This window comes from Streptomyces sclerotialus (assembly GCF_040907265.1).
Taxonomy (GTDB): Bacteria; Actinomycetota; Actinomycetes; order Streptomycetales; family Streptomycetaceae; genus Streptomyces; species Streptomyces sclerotialus.
Genome location: NZ_JBFOHP010000002.1, coordinates 1,682,066 through 1,698,247 on the forward strand (window position 1 = coordinate 1,682,066; position 16,182 = coordinate 1,698,247).

At 73.4% G+C, this 16,182-nt stretch carries 14 protein-coding genes and 1 riboswitch; of the genes, 6 read left to right on the forward strand and 8 right to left on the reverse strand.

What is annotated here, in order from left to right; translation table 11 throughout:
• Position 1: 1 nt before the first annotated feature.
• Entirely contained in the window at positions 2 to 1,084 is a 1,083-nt protein-coding gene (ribD, locus tag AAC944_RS07500; protein ID WP_030610524.1) for a bifunctional diaminohydroxyphosphoribosylaminopyrimidine deaminase/5-amino-6-(5-phosphoribosylamino)uracil reductase RibD, read from the reverse strand.
• Between the two features lie 175 nt (positions 1,085 to 1,259).
• Positions 1,260 to 1,390, reverse strand: a riboswitch (FMN riboswitch).
• Positions 1,391 to 1,590: 200 nt separating this feature from the next.
• Here ribD and AAC944_RS07505 point away from each other — a divergent pair.
• Positions 1,591 to 2,403 carry an SDR family oxidoreductase gene (locus AAC944_RS07505; protein WP_051871513.1) on the forward strand — a complete coding sequence of 271 codons (813 nt, stop codon included), beginning with the start codon at positions 1,591 to 1,593 and terminating at the stop codon, positions 2,401 to 2,403.
• A gap of 28 nt (positions 2,404 to 2,431) precedes the next feature.
• Here AAC944_RS07505 and AAC944_RS07510 read toward each other — a convergent pair whose 3' ends face one another.
• Complete coding sequence (locus AAC944_RS07510; RefSeq protein ID WP_051871512.1) at positions 2,432 to 3,214, reverse strand: GAF and ANTAR domain-containing protein; 783 nt, start codon at positions 3,212 to 3,214, stop codon at positions 2,432 to 2,434.
• Between the two features lie 328 nt (positions 3,215 to 3,542).
• On the opposite strand from AAC944_RS07510, the gene AAC944_RS07515 reads away from it, so the two are divergent.
• Together AAC944_RS07515 and AAC944_RS07520 are read left to right on the forward strand one after the other, a co-directional pair.
• On the forward strand, positions 3,543 to 4,319 hold the full coding sequence (locus AAC944_RS07515) for a response regulator transcription factor (protein ID WP_063759891.1): 777 nt from the start codon (positions 3,543 to 3,545) through the stop codon (positions 4,317 to 4,319).
• Positions 4,279 to 6,051, forward strand: coding sequence for an ATP-binding protein (locus AAC944_RS07520; protein WP_051871511.1), 1,773 nt, complete (start codon positions 4,279 to 4,281; stop codon positions 6,049 to 6,051). Before AAC944_RS07515 ends, AAC944_RS07520 begins: the two co-directional genes overlap by 41 nt.
• A gap of 19 nt (positions 6,052 to 6,070) precedes the next feature.
• Here AAC944_RS07520 and AAC944_RS07525 read toward each other — a convergent pair whose 3' ends face one another.
• Positions 6,071 to 7,342: an ROK family transcriptional regulator gene (locus AAC944_RS07525; RefSeq protein WP_078888378.1), complete on the reverse strand. Its 1,272-nt coding sequence runs from the start codon at positions 7,340 to 7,342 to the stop codon at positions 6,071 to 6,073.
• Positions 7,343 to 7,418: 76 nt separating this feature from the next.
• Here AAC944_RS07525 and AAC944_RS07530 point away from each other — a divergent pair, with 76 nt between their 5' ends.
• Entirely contained in the window at positions 7,419 to 8,636 is a 1,218-nt protein-coding gene (locus AAC944_RS07530) for an MFS transporter (protein ID WP_030610505.1), read from the forward strand.
• Between the two features lie 13 nt (positions 8,637 to 8,649).
• Here the strand turns inward: AAC944_RS07530 and AAC944_RS07535 are convergent, their stop codons facing one another.
• Positions 8,650 to 9,126 carry an acyl-CoA thioesterase gene (locus AAC944_RS07535; RefSeq protein WP_030610502.1) on the reverse strand — a complete coding sequence of 159 codons (477 nt, stop codon included), beginning with the start codon at positions 9,124 to 9,126 and terminating at the stop codon, positions 8,650 to 8,652.
• A 245-nt stretch (positions 9,127 to 9,371) separates the two neighbouring features.
• On the opposite strand from AAC944_RS07535, the gene AAC944_RS07540 reads away from it, so the two are divergent.
• A complete protein-coding gene (locus tag AAC944_RS07540; RefSeq protein WP_030610499.1) occupies positions 9,372 to 10,757 on the forward strand; it encodes a uracil-xanthine permease family protein in 1,386 nt (461 codons plus the stop codon).
• Positions 10,758 to 10,919: 162 nt separating this feature from the next.
• Here the strand turns inward: AAC944_RS07540 and AAC944_RS07545 are convergent, their stop codons facing one another.
• Positions 10,920 to 11,612 (reverse strand): DUF5995 family protein, encoded by a 693-nt coding sequence (locus AAC944_RS07545; RefSeq protein ID WP_051871510.1) that lies wholly within the window; start codon positions 11,610 to 11,612, stop codon positions 10,920 to 10,922.
• Between the two features lie 208 nt (positions 11,613 to 11,820).
• On the opposite strand from AAC944_RS07545, the gene AAC944_RS07550 reads away from it, so the two are divergent.
• Positions 11,821 to 12,750 carry an LLM class F420-dependent oxidoreductase gene (locus tag AAC944_RS07550; RefSeq protein ID WP_030610494.1) on the forward strand — a complete coding sequence of 310 codons (930 nt, stop codon included), beginning with the start codon at positions 11,821 to 11,823 and terminating at the stop codon, positions 12,748 to 12,750.
• A gap of 97 nt (positions 12,751 to 12,847) precedes the next feature.
• On the opposite strand, the gene AAC944_RS07555 is transcribed toward AAC944_RS07550, so the two are convergent.
• The 3 genes from AAC944_RS07555 to AAC944_RS07565 form a co-directional block, all read right to left on the reverse strand.
• Positions 12,848 to 14,539 carry a flavin monoamine oxidase family protein gene (locus AAC944_RS07555; protein ID WP_030610492.1) on the reverse strand — a complete coding sequence of 564 codons (1,692 nt, stop codon included), beginning with the start codon at positions 14,537 to 14,539 and terminating at the stop codon, positions 12,848 to 12,850.
• A gap of 138 nt (positions 14,540 to 14,677) precedes the next feature.
• A complete protein-coding gene (locus AAC944_RS07560) occupies positions 14,678 to 15,475 on the reverse strand; it encodes a carbon-nitrogen hydrolase family protein (RefSeq protein WP_030610489.1) in 798 nt (265 codons plus the stop codon).
• A 241-nt stretch (positions 15,476 to 15,716) separates the two neighbouring features.
• Positions 15,717 to 16,172 carry an Lrp/AsnC family transcriptional regulator gene (locus AAC944_RS07565; protein ID WP_030610486.1) on the reverse strand — a complete coding sequence of 152 codons (456 nt, stop codon included), beginning with the start codon at positions 16,170 to 16,172 and terminating at the stop codon, positions 15,717 to 15,719.
• Positions 16,173 to 16,182 lie beyond the last annotated feature (10 nt).

Here is a 16,182-nt window from a genome sequence, read left to right on the forward strand (position 1 = left end):
TTCAGTTCTCCTCGTGGAGGGCGGGGGTGGCGGTGATGCGCAGGTCGGGGCCGAGCCGTTCGGTGTCGGTCACGTCGAGGCGCAACGCCTGGGCGATGGTGGAGATTCCGGCGTCGCCCAGCGCGGCCGGGCCGGCGCCGAGCAGCGCGGGGGCGAGATAGCCGACGACCTTGTCGACGACGCGGGCGGCGACGAAGGCCCCGGCGAGGGTCGGGCCGCCTTCCAGCAGTACGGACCGCACGCCCCGGTCGTAGAGGGCGGCGAGCAGGGCCGGTACGTCCAGGCCCGGGCCGGCTGCCGCGCGCGGCAGCCGGACGAGGGGCGCGAGCTCTTCGAGGTGGGTGGCGTCGGCGTCCTCGGCGACGGCGATCAGGGTCGGCGCCGTACCGTCCAGGACCCGGGCGCCGGGCTTCACGGCCGTGGCGGAGGAGTCGACGACCACCCGCAGCGGCTGGGTGACCTCGGTGTCCGGCAGCCGGGCGCCGAGCTGCGGGTCGTCGGCGCGGGCCGTGCCGGAGCCGACGATCACCGCGTCGGCAGCGGCGCGCAGCCGGTGCACGTCGGCGCGGGACTGCGCGGAGGTGATCCACCGGCTGGTGCCGTCGGCGGCGGCGATCCGGCCGTCCAGGGTGGCGGCGTACTTCCACAGCACGAAGGGGCGGCGGCGCAGTACGGAGGTCAGCCAGGCCTCGTTCCCGGCGGCGGCCTCGTCCACCAGCAGCCCGCCCTCGACGTCGACGCCGGCCGCGCGGAGCGTGACGGCGCCCCCGGTGGCGGTCGGGTTCGGGTCCGGTACGGCGTAGACGACGCGGGCGACGCCGGCGTCGATGAGGGCCTGGGCGCAGGGGCCGGTGCGGCCGGTGTGGTTGCAGGGCTCCAGCGTGACCAGGGCCGTGCCGCCGCGGGCGCGCTCGCCCGCGGCGCGCAGGGCGTGGATCTCGGCGTGCGGGCCGCCGGCCTGCTGGTGCCAGCCCTCGCCCGCGACGGCGCCGTGCGCGTCCAGGACGACGCAGCCGACGACGGGGTTGGGGCTGGTGTGCCCGAGGCCGCGGGCTGCGAGCTCGATGGCCCGGCGCATCGCCATGGTCTCAGCGGGGGCTGTCGCGGCCACCGGGTCCTCCTGCCTCTTCGGGCACGGACTCCGGGGCTGTCGCGAGCGACAGAAGCGGTACGGAACAGCACGATCACCGAGGCCGGAAAGGCGGTCCCGGCCGTCACGGACGGGACGCCGGCGGCGGCGTACCGGTGCTGCTCGCCCGCCGCGCACTGCCTCCCATCCGGACTTTAACCGTCGGTGCAGGAATTTCACCTGCTCAACCGGCCGCTGGCTGCGGACGGGTCGCGGACTGTAACCGCCGGTTCGGACTTTCACCGACCCCGGAGTGCGCTGCGTATGTCAGTACCCCTCCAGTCTGCCACGTCTGATCGTCGGCCATGCGGGCGCGTCCCTGTGGGCTGACTCACATCGGGTGGCGGGGCGTGTACGCACCGGCCCCGGGAGTTCTCCGCGCGTTCCCGGGGAGTTCTTACGGTGACGGACCGCGCCCCGGCGCGGTCGAATGACAGGACAGTCTCCGGGAGGAGCGGGCGATGACGACGTTTCTGGTGACCGGCGGCACGGGCACCCTGGGGCGGGTCGTGGTGGACCGGCTGCTGGCCGACGGGCACACCGTGCGGGTGCTCAGCCGCCGGCCGCACACCCGCACGGAACATCCCAGGCTGCGCTCGTACGCCGTGGACCTGCGCAACGGTGTCGGGCTCGCCGACGCGACGGCCGGCACCGACGTGATCGTGCACTGCGCGTCGACGCCGTCCGGGGGTGACCTGGATTCGGCCGGACAATTGGTGGACGCGGCGCGGACGGCAGGCGTACGGCATCTGGTGTACATCTCCATCGTCGGCGTGGACCGTGTGCCGTTGCGCTACTACCGCACCAAGCGCGAGGTCGAGCGGCTGCTGGCGGAGTCGGACGTGCCGTGGACGGTGCTGCGCACGACGCAGTTCCACGATCTGGTGCTGCGGCTGGTGAAGGCCGGCGCGCGGTCGCCGGTGCTGCCGGCCCCGGCGGGCGTACGGGTCCAGCCCGTCGACGTCCGCGAGGTGGGCGCGCGGCTGGTGGAGCTGGCGTACGGGGAGCCGGCCGGGCACGTCCCGGAGATGGGCGGCCCCGAGGTGTTCACCGCCCGCGAGCTGATCGGCCTCACCCTGCGCGCGGGTGACCGCCGCCGCCTCGCGCTGCCGCTGCGGCTCCCCGGCGCCACGTACCGGGCGCTGCGGGCGGGCGGGAACCTCGCACCGGAGCACGCGGTGGGCAAGATCCGCTATGCGGACTTCCTGGCCGAGCGCGGCGGGCGCGTACCGGGGCTGCGGGCGGTGGACAGCGGCGGGGCCACGGACGGCTGAGGAGCGGGCCGCCGCCGGGGCACGGCCGTCACCGGCCCGGAGGCGGCCAGGTACCGGCGGGGTCGTCGACGACGGCGCGGGCGAGGTCGTGCAGGCTCATCCCGTTCGCGTGCGCATGGGTGCGCAGCACTTCGAAGGCGGCGTCCGGGGAGAGCATGAGGCGCCGGGCGAGGATGCCCTTGGCCTGTTCGATCAGGACGCGGGCGGCGAGGGCCTGCCGGGGCAGATCGGTCCGCGGCGGGTAGTGGCTGAGGGCCCGTTGCAGCAGCAGGCCGGTGGCGGCTGCCCTGGCCAGGGACCGGGAGTACGCCCGGTGGCGCGGGCGCGGCGTTCCGGGGGTGCGGCGGTAGAGGTTGATGACACCGACGACGTGCTTCTGCTGGGACAGCGGCTCGGCCCACATGGCCCGGTAACCGACCGCCGTGGCCCGCAGGGCGAGTCCGGGCCAGGGGACGCGGCTGTCGGTGAAGTCCGCGACGTGGCGCGGGCGGACGGAGCGCAGCGCCTCGATGCACGGTCCCCGCGCGGTGTGGATCTCGTACGCTTCCAGCCGGCGGAGCTCTTCGTGGGAGCTGGCGGCCACGTGCACGGCGGTACCATCGGGCACGCGGGACGCCTCGTCCGTCATCACCTGCGGGTCGGTGAGCATGACACCCACGGCATCGGCGGGCAGCAGATCGAGACAGTGCGCGATCAGGCGCTGGACGAGTGTGTCGGGCGTGGTGCCGGGGCGCACCTGGATCAGGTTCAGCAGCGCCCATGCGAGGGCGCGTTCCCGCCCTCCCGGTGCGTCGCCGATGGGTTCGGGCATCGGAGGCTCCTGCGGATGAGCTGTGAGCGGGCGTGGGCTTTGGCGACGGCTGTGTGCTCAACCGGAGTCGGCGGGCGCCGGGCCCGCCCTGTTCGATGCGATTCATGGTGCCCCCCCTGGTCCCCGCGTGAGATGCTGCGGAAGACAGCACTTCGAGGTCCGGTGTTCCAGTGATAGCGCGGCGGACTGGCCGTCTCCTGCACGCCGGATCAACGCCGGATCAACTCTGCCGAGCCGCACGGGGCCACCGTTGTCGTCACCTTCCGCACCGTCCCGGGACAGCGCCGCAAGCGGCGCCACGGGCCGTGTGCCGCCCGCACACCGACCGGTGGTCGCGCTGATCGAGGACGAGTCCGACCTCCTCACGTTGTCCCGGGCGTACCTGGAGCGCGAGGGGTTCGCCGTGCTGACCGCGCTCGACGCGCGGTCGGGACGTGCGGTGCTGCACGGCGCAGCGGTCGATCTGGTGGTGCTGGACCTGGGGCTGCCGGACGGCAACGGCCTGGACCTGCTGCGCGGGGTACGCGCCGCCGACGGCCCACCGGTGATCATCGTGACCGGGCGCGGCGAGGAGACCGACCGGGTGCTCGGTCTGGAGCTGGGCGCCGACGACTACGTGGTCAAACCGTTCTCCCAACGGGAACTGGCCGCCCGGATACGGGCGGTGCTGCGCCGGGCGGCGCCGCGGCAGGACCGGCCGAGCGCGGAGAGACCGCCGGTCCTCACCCTGGGCGATCTCGTCGTCGACACCGGCGCCCGGCAGGTGCGCAGCGTGGGCGGCCCGATCGCCTTCACGCCGCGCGAGTACGCGCTGCTGGAGTTCCTCGCGGCCTCCCCGGGCCAGACCTTCTCCCCCGGGCAGCTGCTGGACCACCTGTGGCAGGGCGCCGACTGGCAGGACCCGGCCACCGTCACCGAACACATCTACCGCGTACGGCGCAAGCTCCTCGCCGCCGGTGTCGGGGCGCCGCACATCACGACCGTGCGCGGGTTCGGCTACCGGCTGGACGTGGCGTCCGAACCGTATCCCCGGCACCCCCGCACCGAGCACGAGGTGAACCGCCATGACCCCAGGGGCGGGCCAGGACGGCAACGGCAGCCGTAGCACGTCCGGGCCGGACTTCCGCGCACTGTTCGACGCGACGCCGTCGGCCTGCCTGGTTCTGGACGTCGATCTGCGCATCGTCGAGGTCAACCGGGCGTACCTGACGGCCACGGTCACCCGGCGGCAGGCCCTCCTCGGCCGCCCGCTGTTCGAGGTCTTCCCCGACAACCCGGCGTTCCCGGCCGCGGACGGCGTACGGAACCTGGCCCGGTCCCTGCACACCGTGCTCGCCACCGGCCGGCCCGACACCATGGCGCTGCAGCGCTACGACATCCCGGCCGGCCCGGACGGCGCCTTCGAGGAGCGGTACTGGAGTCCGGTGAACGCCCCGGTGCACGACGGCACCGGCACCCTCACCCACATCATCCACCGGGTCGAGGACGTCACCGAGTTCGTACGGCTGCGCCGCACCGCGAGCCGACGGCAGCGGACCGCCGCCGAGCAGCACGAGCGCGTGGAACGGATGGAGGGCGAACTGCTCGCCCGCAGCATCGAGGTGCAGGAGGCCAACCAGGGGCTGCGGCAGGCCAACGAGGCGCTGACCACCGCCGGGGCCGCGCTGCGTGAGCAGCAGGAGGCCAAGGACCTCTTCATCGCCACCCTGTCGCACGAACTGCGCAATCCGCTGGCCGCGCTCCAGGCGGCCGGCGAGCTGCTCGCCCTGGACATCCCCGACAGCCACCCGGCGCTGACCGTCCTGCAACGGCAGATCACACACATGACGCGGATGACCGACGACCTGCTGGACGCGACCAGGGCGCTGACCGGCCGGCTGCAACTGGCCCGCGAACGGCTCGACCTGCGCTCCGTGGTCACCACCGCAGCCGAGGACATGCTGCCCGAATACACCCGGACGCGGCGCAGGCTGCTGGTCGTCGTACCGTCCGGGCCGGTGCCCGTCGAGGGGGACCGCGTCCGGCTGACGCAGATGACCGCCAATCTGCTCAGCAACGGCCGCAAGTACACCCGGCCGAACGGAACGGTCGAACTCGAACTGGAGACGGCGGCCGGCTCCGGCGGCACGGACGCCGGACACGCCCTGCTGACCGTGCGCGACGACGGCATCGGTTTCGCTCCGGCCACCGCCGGCACCCTCTTCGAGGCCTTCGTCCGGGCCGCCCCGGCCGCCGACACCACGACCGGCGGGCTCGGACTGGGCCTGCCGATCGTCCGCGGCATCGCCGAACTGCACGGCGGCACCGTGGAGGCGCACAGCGACGGCCCGGACAGCGGCGCGCACTTCCGCGTCCGCCTTCCGCTGGCCTCCCCCGCGCCGCCGCCCGCCCGCCGGTCCGGAGAGCCGGCGGCGGCCGGACGCCGCCCGCCGCTGCGCGTCCTGGTGATCGAGGACAACGCCGATCTGGCCGCCACCTACCGCACCCTGCTGGAACGCAACGGCGACCACGTGACGGTGTGCCATACCGGCCGTGCGGGGCTCGCCGCCGCCGACGCCGCCCCCTTCGACCTGGTCCTGAGCGATCTGGCACTGCCCGACGTGCACGGCCACGACGTCGCCCGCCGGCTGCGCGAGACGCTGCCGGCCGACCGCACCCGGCTGGTCGCCGTGTCCGGCTTCAGCCGGCGGGCCGACCGGGAAGGGTCGGCCCGGGCCGGATTCGACGCCCACCTGGCCAAGCCGCTGACCCTCACGGCCCTGGAGCGCCTCCTGGCCCGCTGGGCCGGCGATCCGTCCCCGTGGCCGCGGGGCGCGGCCGGTACCGACCCGTCGTGAGCAGCACGACCGGGGTGGTTCAGTGTGCTGCGGCGTCCGGGGTGAAGAGGTCGTCCTGAGCCGCGTCCTTGGCGGCGAGCACGGCACCGCGGAGTACGGCGCCACCGCCGACCGTGCCCGCCCGTACCTCGGTGTGCAGCGGTGACATCCCGGCCGCCCGGGCGGCCACCCTCGTGGCGAGCGCGGCGCCGCCGGCCTGGCCGATCTCGCCGCCGAGCACGACGCAGCCGGGGTCGAGCACGGCGGACACCGCGGTCACCCCCACGGCTATCCGCCGCGCGAGCGCGTCGAGGAAGTCCGCTCCGGCGGGCCCGGCGGCCACCGCGGCGCGGACGACGCGCTCGGCGGCCGGCGCGTCGGCTCCCGTGCCCTGCTCGGCGCCGTCCGGCGCGGCGGCGAACCCGTACTCCCCCGCCAGTCGCACGATCGCGCCGGAGGCGGCCAGCGAGTGGAAGCCGCCGTCGCAGCCCGCGGCACCGGGCAGGGCCGGCGTGCCGGGCACGGGCAGGAAGCCGATCTCGCCGGTGCCCCCGGAGGCGCCGCGGCGCAGCCGGTCGTCCAGTACCACCGCGGCGCCCACCCCGTGGCCGAGCCACAGCAGGACGAAGGTGTCGCGGTCCCGGGCCGCGCCGTCCCGCCGTTCGGCGATGGCGGCGAGGTTGACCTCGTTCTCCAGGAGCAGCGGCGCTTCGAGCCGGTCGCGCAGTCCGGCGACCAGCGCGCCGTGCCAGGAGGGCAGCGTTCCGGTGCCGGTCAGCCGTCCGGTGGCGGGGTCGATGAGACCGGGTGCGCCGACCGCGACGGTGTGCGCCCGTACCCCGCCCGCGCGGGCCAGCGCCCGGTCCAGCGCGCCGTACGCGGCGGTCACCGCGGCCTCGGGTGCCGCGTCCTCGGGGACCGGGACGGATTCCTGTGCGCGGACGGCGCCGAGCAGGTCGGCGACGGCGACGGTGACGCCGTGCGTGCGGACGTCGATCCCGGCGAGGTGGGCGCGGTCGGCGACGATGCCGTAGAGCCGGGCGTTGGGGCCGCGGCGGTCGGCGCCCGCCTCGCCGACGACCGCGATCAGCCCGGCGGCGCGCAGCCGGTCGACGAGGTCGGACACCGTCGGCCGGGACAGTCCGGTCCGTTCCTTGAGCTGATGTGCCGTCAAGGGGCCCGCGGATTCGAGGTGCTGGAGCGCGAGGCGGTCGTTGATGGCCCGCGCGGTGCGCGGTGACGCCGTACGGGACCGGACCCGGGGCGCGGTACGCGATGCCGTACGGCCCGGGCGCGCGGTGGTGTCTGGCATGGCCGAATCCTTCCAGACCGAACAGCCCGCGGATAATCGGAGGTTAATAGGCAGGGTCCCTGATAGTTTCATCGTCATGCCCGCCAACGGTGGTTCCGACCCGGCAGTCCCGCCCCGTCAACTGCGCCGCGCACGCTGGGCGGTGGCACTGGTCTTCCTCGTGCACGGCTCGGTGACGGGCAACTTCGCGACCCGCGTCCCCTGGATCCAGGAGCACACCGGGGTCAGCGCCGGGCAGCTCGGCCTCGCGCTCGCGTTCCCGGCGATCGGCGCGTCCCTGGCGATGCCGCTGGCCGGCCGGATCAGCCACCGCTTCGGCACCCGCACGGCGCTGCGCGGCCTTCTGGCCCTGTGGACGCTCTCCCTGATACTGCCCGCGCTCGCCCCGGACCTCTACACGCTCTGCGGCGCCCTGCTGGTCTACGGCGCCACCGCCGGGATGTCGGACGTGGCCATGAACGCCCTGGGCGTCGAGGTCGAGCAGCGCCTCGACAAGCCGATCATGTCGGGGCTGCACGGCATGTGGAGCGTGGGCGCGCTGCTGGGCTCGGCGGCGGGCACGGTCGCGGCGCACGCCGGGACCGACGCCCGGCTGCACCTCGGGCTCGCGGCGGGCGTGCTGACCGTCCTGGGCGCGGTCTGCTGCCAGGGCGTACCGGACCTGCGCAGCGCCGCGGACGAGCATCCGCCGCCGCGGTTCGCGCTGCCGCCGAAGTCCGCGCTGGTCATCGGTGCCGTCGGGTTCTGCGCGGTGTTCGCCGAGGGGGCCAGCCTGGACTGGTCGGCGGTGTACCTGCGGGACGTGCTGGGCACGTCGGCGGGGCTCGCGGCGGGCTCGACGACCGCGTTCGCCTGCACGATGGCGGTGGCCCGGCTGGCGGGCGACCACGTGGTGGCCCGCTTCGGTGCGGTACGTACGGTACGGGCGGGCGGCGTGCTGGCCACGGCGGGCGGACTGCTGATCGTGGTGGCGCGGCATCCGGCCATGGCGGTGGCGGGCTTCGCGCTGATCGGGCTGGGCATCGCGGTGGTGGTGCCGCTGGCGTTCGCCGCGGCGGGGCGCAGCGGCCCGGCGCCGAGCCAGGCCATCGCCGGCGTCGCGACGATCACGTACACCTCGGGCCTGATCGCGCCCTCCGCGATCGGCTCGATCGCCCAGGCCACCTCGCTGACCGGCTCCTTCGTCCTGGTCACGGCGCTGGCGCTGGGCCTGGTGCTGGGCGCGGGCGTCCTCCGCGTACCGGAGCGCCGGGCCTCGGTCAGCTCGGCGACGTTCGACCTGAAGGGCTCGTGACCCCGTACGGTCGTCAGCTCGCGTCGGGCAGCGCCTCCGGGCGGGCCAGCTTGCGGGCGATGGCGCGGGCCTCGTCGGTCCAGGGCGTGGGGCGCAGGGTCTGCGCGTCGACGCGGACCAGGATGCGGTGCCCCTGCGCATACGTGGTCGCGCCGTCCTGCGAGCAGACCCGGAAGCCGTAGGTGAGGCTGCTCCGGCCCAGGCGCTCGACCCAGAGGTGAACGGCGAAGGTCCCGGGGCGGGTGATCGGCGCCTCGTAGGAGACGCGCATCTCCTTGATGACGTTGGCCATGTCGCCCGCGGTCGCCCAGTCGCCCGTGAAGCCGAAGCCGTGGCCGTGCCAGTACTCGCCCCAGGCACGCTCGACGAGCAGCGGGAAGCGCGAGTTGTGGAGCATGCCGAGCGCGTCGAGGTCGTCGAAGTGGACCGTCACGGGGACCAGCTCGCCGTACGGGAGGGTCTCGGCGGTGGACGGGGCGGCGTCGCTCACGGTCGTACTCCTGGTGCTGCGGTGCGGCCGGACGCGACCGCACATACTCGGAACAGATGCGTTCAAAAGTTGAACCATCTCATCGTAAGCGTGCGCTCAGCCTGCTACGGCGTCGGGCCGAGTGACCGAGACCATGCGCGTCCGAACCGCCCGTAGCCGGAGGAAGCGGACGCGGCCCGCACTAACATTGGCCGGTCACCGCCGGTCGGTGGCCTCACGACGACTTGACGAGAACAGGAGCATCCATGGGCCTCGGCGTGCGCTGGACCCTCCACGGAGACGGGCGCACCCCCGCGCCGGGAGCCGTGGTCAGACCCGACGAACGGCTGTCCTGGCCGCGTACCGCCGGCCTCGGCGCGCAGCACGTGGTGGCGATGTTCGGTGCGTCGTTCGTGGCGCCGGTCCTCATGGGCCTGGACCCGAACCTCGCGATCATGATGTCCGGCGTCGCGACGATGATCTTCCTGCTCGCGACCCGCGGACGGGTGCCGTCCTACCTCGGGTGCAGCCTCTCCTTCGTGGGCGTCGCGGCCGTCATCCGGGCCCAGGGCGGTACGAGCGCCACGGTCACCGGCGCGGTCCTCGTGGTCGGCGCGGTGCTCTTCCTCATCGGGCTCGCCGTGCAGCGCTTCGGGGCGCGCATCATCCACGCGGCGATGCCGCCGGTCGTCACCGGTGCCGTCGTCATGCTGATCGGCTTCAACCTCGCCCCCGTGACCGCGAGCACCTACTGGCCGCAGGACCAGTGGGTGGCGCTGCTGACCATGCTGTTCACCGGGCTGGCCGTGGTCTGCCTGCGCGGCTTCTGGTCGCGTATCGCGATCTTCCTCGGGCTGGTCTTCGGGTACCTCGTCTCCTGGCTCTTCGACCTGGTCTTCGGGATGATCCACTCGCAGAACGGCGCCGGGAAGGTCACCGACCACTGGCGGCTGGACTTCTCCGCCGTCGCCCAGGCCGACTGGGTGGGCCTGCCGTCCTTCCACGGACCCAGCTTCCAGTGGTCCGCGGTCCTGGTCGCGCTGCCCGTCGTGATCGCGCTGGTCGCCGAGAACGCCGGACACGTCAAGGCGGTCGGCGAGATGACCGGCGACCCGCTGGACGACAAGCTCGGCACCGCGATCTCCGCCGACGGCGCCGCCTCCGTGCTCTCCACCGCGCTCGGCGGCCCGCCCAACACCACGTACTCCGAGAACATCGGCGTCATGGCGGCCACCCGCGTCTACTCCACCGCCGCCTACTGGGCCGCCGCCTGCTTCGCCCTCCTCTTCGGGCTCTGCCCGAAGTTCGGCGCGGTCGTCGCCGCGATCCCGGGCGGGGTGCTGGGCGGCATCACGGTCATCCTGTACGGCATGATCGGCCTGCTCGGCGCGCAGATCTGGGTCCACAACAAGGTCGACCTGCGCAATCCGCTGAACCTCGTCCCCGTGGCCGCGGGCATCATCATCGGCGTCGGCGGCGTCAGCCTGAAGATCTCCGACAACTTCGAGCTGGGCGGGATCGCGCTGGGCACGATCGTCGTCCTCTCCGGCTACCACGTGCTGCGGGCGCTGGCCCCGGCACACCTCAAGACGCAGCAGCCGCTGCTGGACGAGGGCACGTCGGCGTACGACGAGGAGTCGCGGGGCAAGTAAGAGGCTGCGTCCTCACCCTGGCCGGATCAGCGAACGTCGTCCGGTGCGTGCGCGCGCAAGGCGCCGGAGCGTCCTCGAGCGAAGCCGAGAGCTCGGGGAAGTGCCGGGCGGCGGGCGCCCGGCCGGGGTGATGACACAGGCTCTGAGCCCGGGGCGGGGCGGTCAGCCTTTCAGCGGGGTCAGCAGCATCTGGCCGACCAGGCCGACCCCCGCGTCCAGGCGCTCGGCGAACTCCTCCCCCACCTCCGGCAGCCCGCGCAGGCCCCACAGCACCCGGGCCGCCGCCCATGCGCCGTCCCGGGCCGCCTCCAGGCTCCACGAACCGGCCAGGTGGGTCAGCGGGTCGGCGATGTCGAGCAGGTCGGGGCCCGGCATCAGCCGCTCCCGCACTCGCTCCTCCAGGCCGGTCAGTACCCGCCCCACCCGGTCGAAGTCGGCCTCCAGCGCGGCCGGTTCGCACTCCAGCGCGCCACAGGTGTCCACCAGCGCGAGCGCCAGGTCGTGGCCGATGTGGGCGTTGATCCCGGCCAGCGCGAACTGCAGCGGCTTGACGCCGGGGTGGCAGCGCAGCTGGAACAGCGGGCGCCAGCAGGCCGGCGGCCGCAGCCCTGCCGTGACGGCGTCCACCGCGCCGAGGTACCGCAGCGCGAACCGCACGTCCAGCTCGGCGGCCGCGCCCGCGTCCCGGAAGCCACCCGCCCCGATCTGCCGTCCGACCTCCTCGGTGACCTGGAGGTACACCCGGTTGAACACCGCGACGCCGTCGCGCGGCGGCAGTGTCGCGTCCAGCGTGCGCATCCGCGCCACGATCCGCGCCACGCCCTCCGTCGCACCCGTCGGCTGCATCGTCGTCATGCGGATCAGCCTGGCAGGCGCCTGCGCCCGGCAGGGACGGCGTGGCGAGGCGTGACCGGATCGGACCAATGGCTTGGCCCCACCCTCACCGGCGGTGTGCGCCGGTACCGCGCGCCCTCACGCCCCCCGCGGGAGCGGAACTTCCGCCCGTACCGCGGACGTTGATCGCTCGTAACCCGTCGGCGAACCGGATCCGAAGGAGCACGGTATGACTGTCCGACTCGGCCTGGGCCTCCCGCAGATGCGCCAGTACGACCTCGGCCGCGACGTGCCGGACGTGGCGCGCACCGCCGAGCAGATCGGGTACGAGAGCCTCTGGGTCTTCGAGCGCGTGCTCTTCCCCGAGCCCGCGACCCAGGGGCTGTACGGCATACCGGGCCTGCCCTGGCCGGACCAGTACCGCTCGGTGGCCGACCCGCTGGTGACGCTGACGCTGGCCGCCGCGGCGACGGAGCGGGCCCGGCTGGGCACGAGCGTGTTGATCGCCCCGCTGCACGTGCCCTTCCAGCTGGCCCGGAGCCTGGCTTCGCTGGACGCGGCGAGCGGCGGCCGGGTAGTCGCCGGACTCGGCACGGGCTGGTCCCTGGACGAGTACGCGGCGGCTTCGGTGGCCCCGTTCGAGAAGCGCGGCAAGGTGCTCGACGAGCTGCTGGACGTGTGCCGGGCCGTGTGGGGCCCGGACCCGGTGGCGTACGAGGGCGAGCTGACCACGATCACCCCGTCCGTGGTCGGTCCCAAGCCGGCCCGGCCGATCCCGGTGCTGCTGCCCGCCAACAGCCCCCGCGCGCTGCGCCGCCTGGTGGACCGGGCCGACGGCTGGATGCCGGTGGGCATGGGCGCGGAGAAGCTGGCCGAGCAGTGGCGGCAGGTGCGGGAGCTGGCTGCCGAGCGTGGCCGCGAGGCCCCGTTCCAGAACGTGCTGCGGGTGAACACCCAGCACACGGCCAAGGCGTACGACGGCAAGGACCGCGCTCCCTTCCAGGGCAGCGTCGCGCAGATCGTCGAGGATCTGGCGGCCCATGCCGAGGTGGGTGTCGAGGAGATACTGGTCGAGCTGCAAGGCCCGGCCCGGGACGCGGAGGAGCTGAAGGATCTGGCGGCGGAGGTGTTCGAAGCGGCGCGCGCGGCCGGTATATGAGCGCAGGGGGAGCCTCCCCGCAAGGGCGGCTCCCCCTGTCCCCTCCGTCCCCGAGCCGGGGGCCCCGCCGGCCGGCGGCGGGGCAGTCGCCGGGCGGTCAGTCCTCCGGCAGTTCGACCGGGGCGATCTCGTCGTACACGTCGCCCGGGCCCGGGTTGGTGGCGTCGGTGCCGCCGCCGAAGTGGTGCATCACGCCCCAGACGGCGTTCAGCGCGGTCTGCACGGCGCCCTCGGCCCAGCCCGCTGTCCAGGAGATGTCGTCACCGGCCAGGAAGATGCCGCGCTTGTCCTCGGGAAGGAGGTCCTGCATGAAGTGGGTGAACAGACGGCGCTGGTAGCGGTAGTGGCCCGGCAGGTTGGCCTTGAACGCGCCCATGAAGTACGGCTCGTTCTCCCAGGACACGGTCACGGGGTTGCCGATGATGTGCTTGCGGATGTCGACCTTCGGATAGATCTCCGAGAGCGACTTGAGCATGACCTCCATGCGCTCGTTGGCGTCCAGCGGCAGCCACTTCAGGCTGTCGTCGCACCAGGTGTAGGAGAGGCAGATGACGGCGGGCTCGTCGGGCCCGTTGTCGAGGAGGTAGGTGCCGCGGGTCATCCGGTCGGTCAGCGTCATCGACATGACGTCGCGGCCGGTCTCCTCGTCCTTGTCCAGCCAGAACGGCCGGTCGACGGGCACGAAGAGCTTGGAGGACTCCATGTAGTGGGTGCGCTCCATCGCCGTCCAGTGGTCGATGGGGAACAGCGCGTCGTCGCACTCGATCTTCGACAGCAGCATCCAGGACTGCGCGGTGAAGACGGCCGCCTGGTAGGTGCGGATGTCGCCGGAGGCGTCGGTGACGGTGATCCGGTTGCCGGCGGTGCGGTGCAGCCGGGTCACGGCCGGGCGCGGCGCGCCGTCGTGCAGCGAGGAGAGAGACGTGCCCTGGGCCCAGTGCACGATCTTCTCCGGCTCGCGCTCCCACAGGCGCAGCGGGAGCTGCTGGCTGCCCCCGACGATGCCGCGGTGGTGGTCGTCGGCCTCGGTGTAGACGACGCGGAGGATCTCCAGGATGGAGTTGGGGAAGTCGGTGTCCCAGCCGCCGGTACCGAAGCCGACCTGGCCGAAGATCTCCCGGTGCCGGAAGGACTTGAAGGCGCTGGAGTCGCAGAGGAAGCCGTAGAAGGTCTGGTTGTCGAGCTTCTCGACGAGCTTGGCCCAGATCTCCCGGATGCGCGGCACGTCGCGCTCGCGGAGGGCCTGGTTCATGTCGGAGAAGTCGGCGCCCTCCTCCAGGCAGGCGTTCCAGGCCTCGGCCACCTGGCGGTAGACGTCGGGCAGGTCGTCGAGGGTCTCGGCGTAGTGCGACTCGCCCTTGAGGTCGACGACGGTGGAGGGGGTGTCGGGCGCGAGCGGGTTCGGGAAGGGCTTGGTCTTCAGGCCCACCAGGTCGATGTAGTGCTGCAGCGCCGTGGAGGACGGCGGGAAGCGCATGGCGCCCATCTCGGCGGTGAGCGAGGAGTCGCAGCCCTCGAAGCCGACGGTGCGCAGCCGGCCGCCGATCCGGTCGGCCTCGTAGACGACGGGCTTGAGGCCCATCTTCATCAGCTCGTACGCGGTGATGATGCCGGAGAGGCCGCCGCCGATGACCGCGACCTCGGTGCCGTGCTCGGTCGCGGGTATCTGGCCCAGGCCCGCCGGGTGGGCGAGGAAGTCGTCGTACGCGAACGGGAAGTCCGGCCCGAACATGGTGATCGGCGGCTGAGCGTCGGTGTGCTGGACGGCGGTGGGCACCGTGGACGTCATGGGGCGAGGCTCCTTGCAAAACCGTGCAGAACAAGAGGAAAGGGGCAGGCGGGGCCCAGGGCGGGGCAGCCGGCGGCCCGGCCGGGCGGCCGGAGCGCGGCGGGCGGCGCTACGAGGGGGCGCGGCGCAGGCGCCGGGTCAGCTCAGCGAGCCGTACAGCTCCGGGCGGCGATCGGCGAGGTAGGTGTTCGCCTCACGGGAGGCCGCGAGGAAGCCGGGGTCGACGTCGCCGAACACCATCTCCTCGCCGCGTCCGGCGCGGGCACGTACGACCCCGTCGGGACCGGCCAGCGTGGAGAGCCCGACGAACTCGAACTCACCCTCGGGGCCGGTGCGGTTGACGTACGCGATGGAGAGCTGGCTCTCGAAGGCCCGTACGGGGATCACCGACTCGGCGACGAACTGGTACGGATGCATCTGCGCGGTGGGCACGACCAGGAAGTCGGTGCCGGCCAGCGCGTGCGCCCGGACGTTCTCCGGGAACTCCACGTCGTAGCAGATCAGCAGGCCGATCCGGACGCCGTTCAGCTCGGCCTGGACGACGGGCTCGTCGCCGGGGGTGAACATCTCCTGCTCGAAGCAGCCGAAGAGGTGGGTCTTGCGGTAGTTCGCGAGCCGGGTGCCGTCCGGGCCGATGAGCTGGACGGCGTTGTGGACCGCCGCACCGGCGCGCTCCGGGTAGGCGTAGGCGACGGCGATGCCGTGCTCGGCGGCGATCCGGGCCACCTCGTCGGCGCTGTCGCCGTCGGCGGGCTCGGCCAGCCGGGGCACGTCCGCGCCGATCGCGTACCCGGTCAGGAACATCTCCGAGGTCACCAGCAGCCCGGCACCGGCCGCCGCGGCGTCCGCTGCGGCCCGCTCCAGCGCCTTGAGGTTGTACGCCACGTCGCCGGGCCGTCCCGAACTCTGGAGCAGGGCGGTGCGCAGCGAAGACATGGGACCCCTCGGGTGGTGCGTACGGTGCGTACGGGCTTTCGGAAGACGTAAAGACGGTACGGTCAGCGGAGCAAGTGGTACAAGGCTGCACCATTGCGCTTCACGTACCGATTCGTTGCGCCTTGCGAGCCGCTCGCGGCGATTCGTTGCGCGGTACCGCCGCCTTACGGACGCATCGCCACGCCAGGCAGCGGTATGCACTTACCGGCCGCGCACCGCGGCGCGGGCCCGGACGGCCGGCTCAGACCGGGGAGCCCGAGGAGAAGCGCCGCAGCAGTGGCGAGAGCACCAGGACGGACTTGGTCCGCTCGACGAAGTGCTCGCCCGCGATGCGTTCGAGCACCCGCTCGAAGTGGCGCATGTCGGAGGCGAAGACCTGCACGAGGGCGTCCGCCTCACCGGTCACGGTGGAGGCGGACGCCACTTCGGGGTAGCGCGCGAGGCCGCGGTGAATGGCCTCGGGCGAGGTGTTGCGACGGCAGTAGAGCTCGACGAAGCCCTCGGTCTCCCAGCCGAGCACCGCCGGGTCCACCCGTACGGTGAAACCGGTGATGGCGCCCTGTTCGCGCAGCCGGTCCACCCGGCGTTTGACGGCCGGGGCCGAGAGCCCGACCTCCTGTCCGATGTCGGCGTAGGAGCGGCGGGCGTCCTCCGCCAGGGCGTGGACGATGCGTTCGTCGAGGTCGTTCAGTCGCACGGGGGGTGGT

What these genes read in the sequence shown, in the direction of transcription:
- AAC944_RS07505 (WP_051871513.1), top strand. Translation starts at nt 1,591, where the DNA reads ATGACGACGTTTCTGGTGACCGGCGGCACGGGCACCCTGGGGCGGGTC.
- AAC944_RS07545 (WP_051871510.1), bottom strand. Translation starts at nt 11,612, where the DNA reads ATGACGACGATGCAGCCGACGGGTGCGACGGAGGGCGTGGCGCGGATC.
- ribD (WP_030610524.1), bottom strand. Translation starts at nt 1,084, where the DNA reads ATGGCGATGCGCCGGGCCATCGAGCTCGCAGCCCGCGGCCTCGGGCAC.
- AAC944_RS07555 (WP_030610492.1), bottom strand. Translation starts at nt 14,539, where the DNA reads ATGACGTCCACGGTGCCCACCGCCGTCCAGCACACCGACGCTCAGCCG.
- AAC944_RS07520 (WP_051871511.1), top strand. Translation starts at nt 4,279, where the DNA reads ATGACCCCAGGGGCGGGCCAGGACGGCAACGGCAGCCGTAGCACGTCC.
- AAC944_RS07510 (WP_051871512.1), bottom strand. Translation starts at nt 3,214, where the DNA reads ATGCCCGAACCCATCGGCGACGCACCGGGAGGGCGGGAACGCGCCCTC.
- AAC944_RS07530 (WP_030610505.1), top strand. Translation starts at nt 7,419, where the DNA reads ATGCCCGCCAACGGTGGTTCCGACCCGGCAGTCCCGCCCCGTCAACTG.
- AAC944_RS07550 (WP_030610494.1), top strand. Translation starts at nt 11,821, where the DNA reads ATGACTGTCCGACTCGGCCTGGGCCTCCCGCAGATGCGCCAGTACGAC.
- AAC944_RS07560 (WP_030610489.1), bottom strand. Translation starts at nt 15,475, where the DNA reads ATGTCTTCGCTGCGCACCGCCCTGCTCCAGAGTTCGGGACGGCCCGGC.
- AAC944_RS07525 (WP_078888378.1), bottom strand. Translation starts at nt 7,342, where the DNA reads ATGCCAGACACCACCGCGCGCCCGGGCCGTACGGCATCGCGTACCGCG.
- AAC944_RS07540 (WP_030610499.1), top strand. Translation starts at nt 9,372, where the DNA reads ATGGGCCTCGGCGTGCGCTGGACCCTCCACGGAGACGGGCGCACCCCC.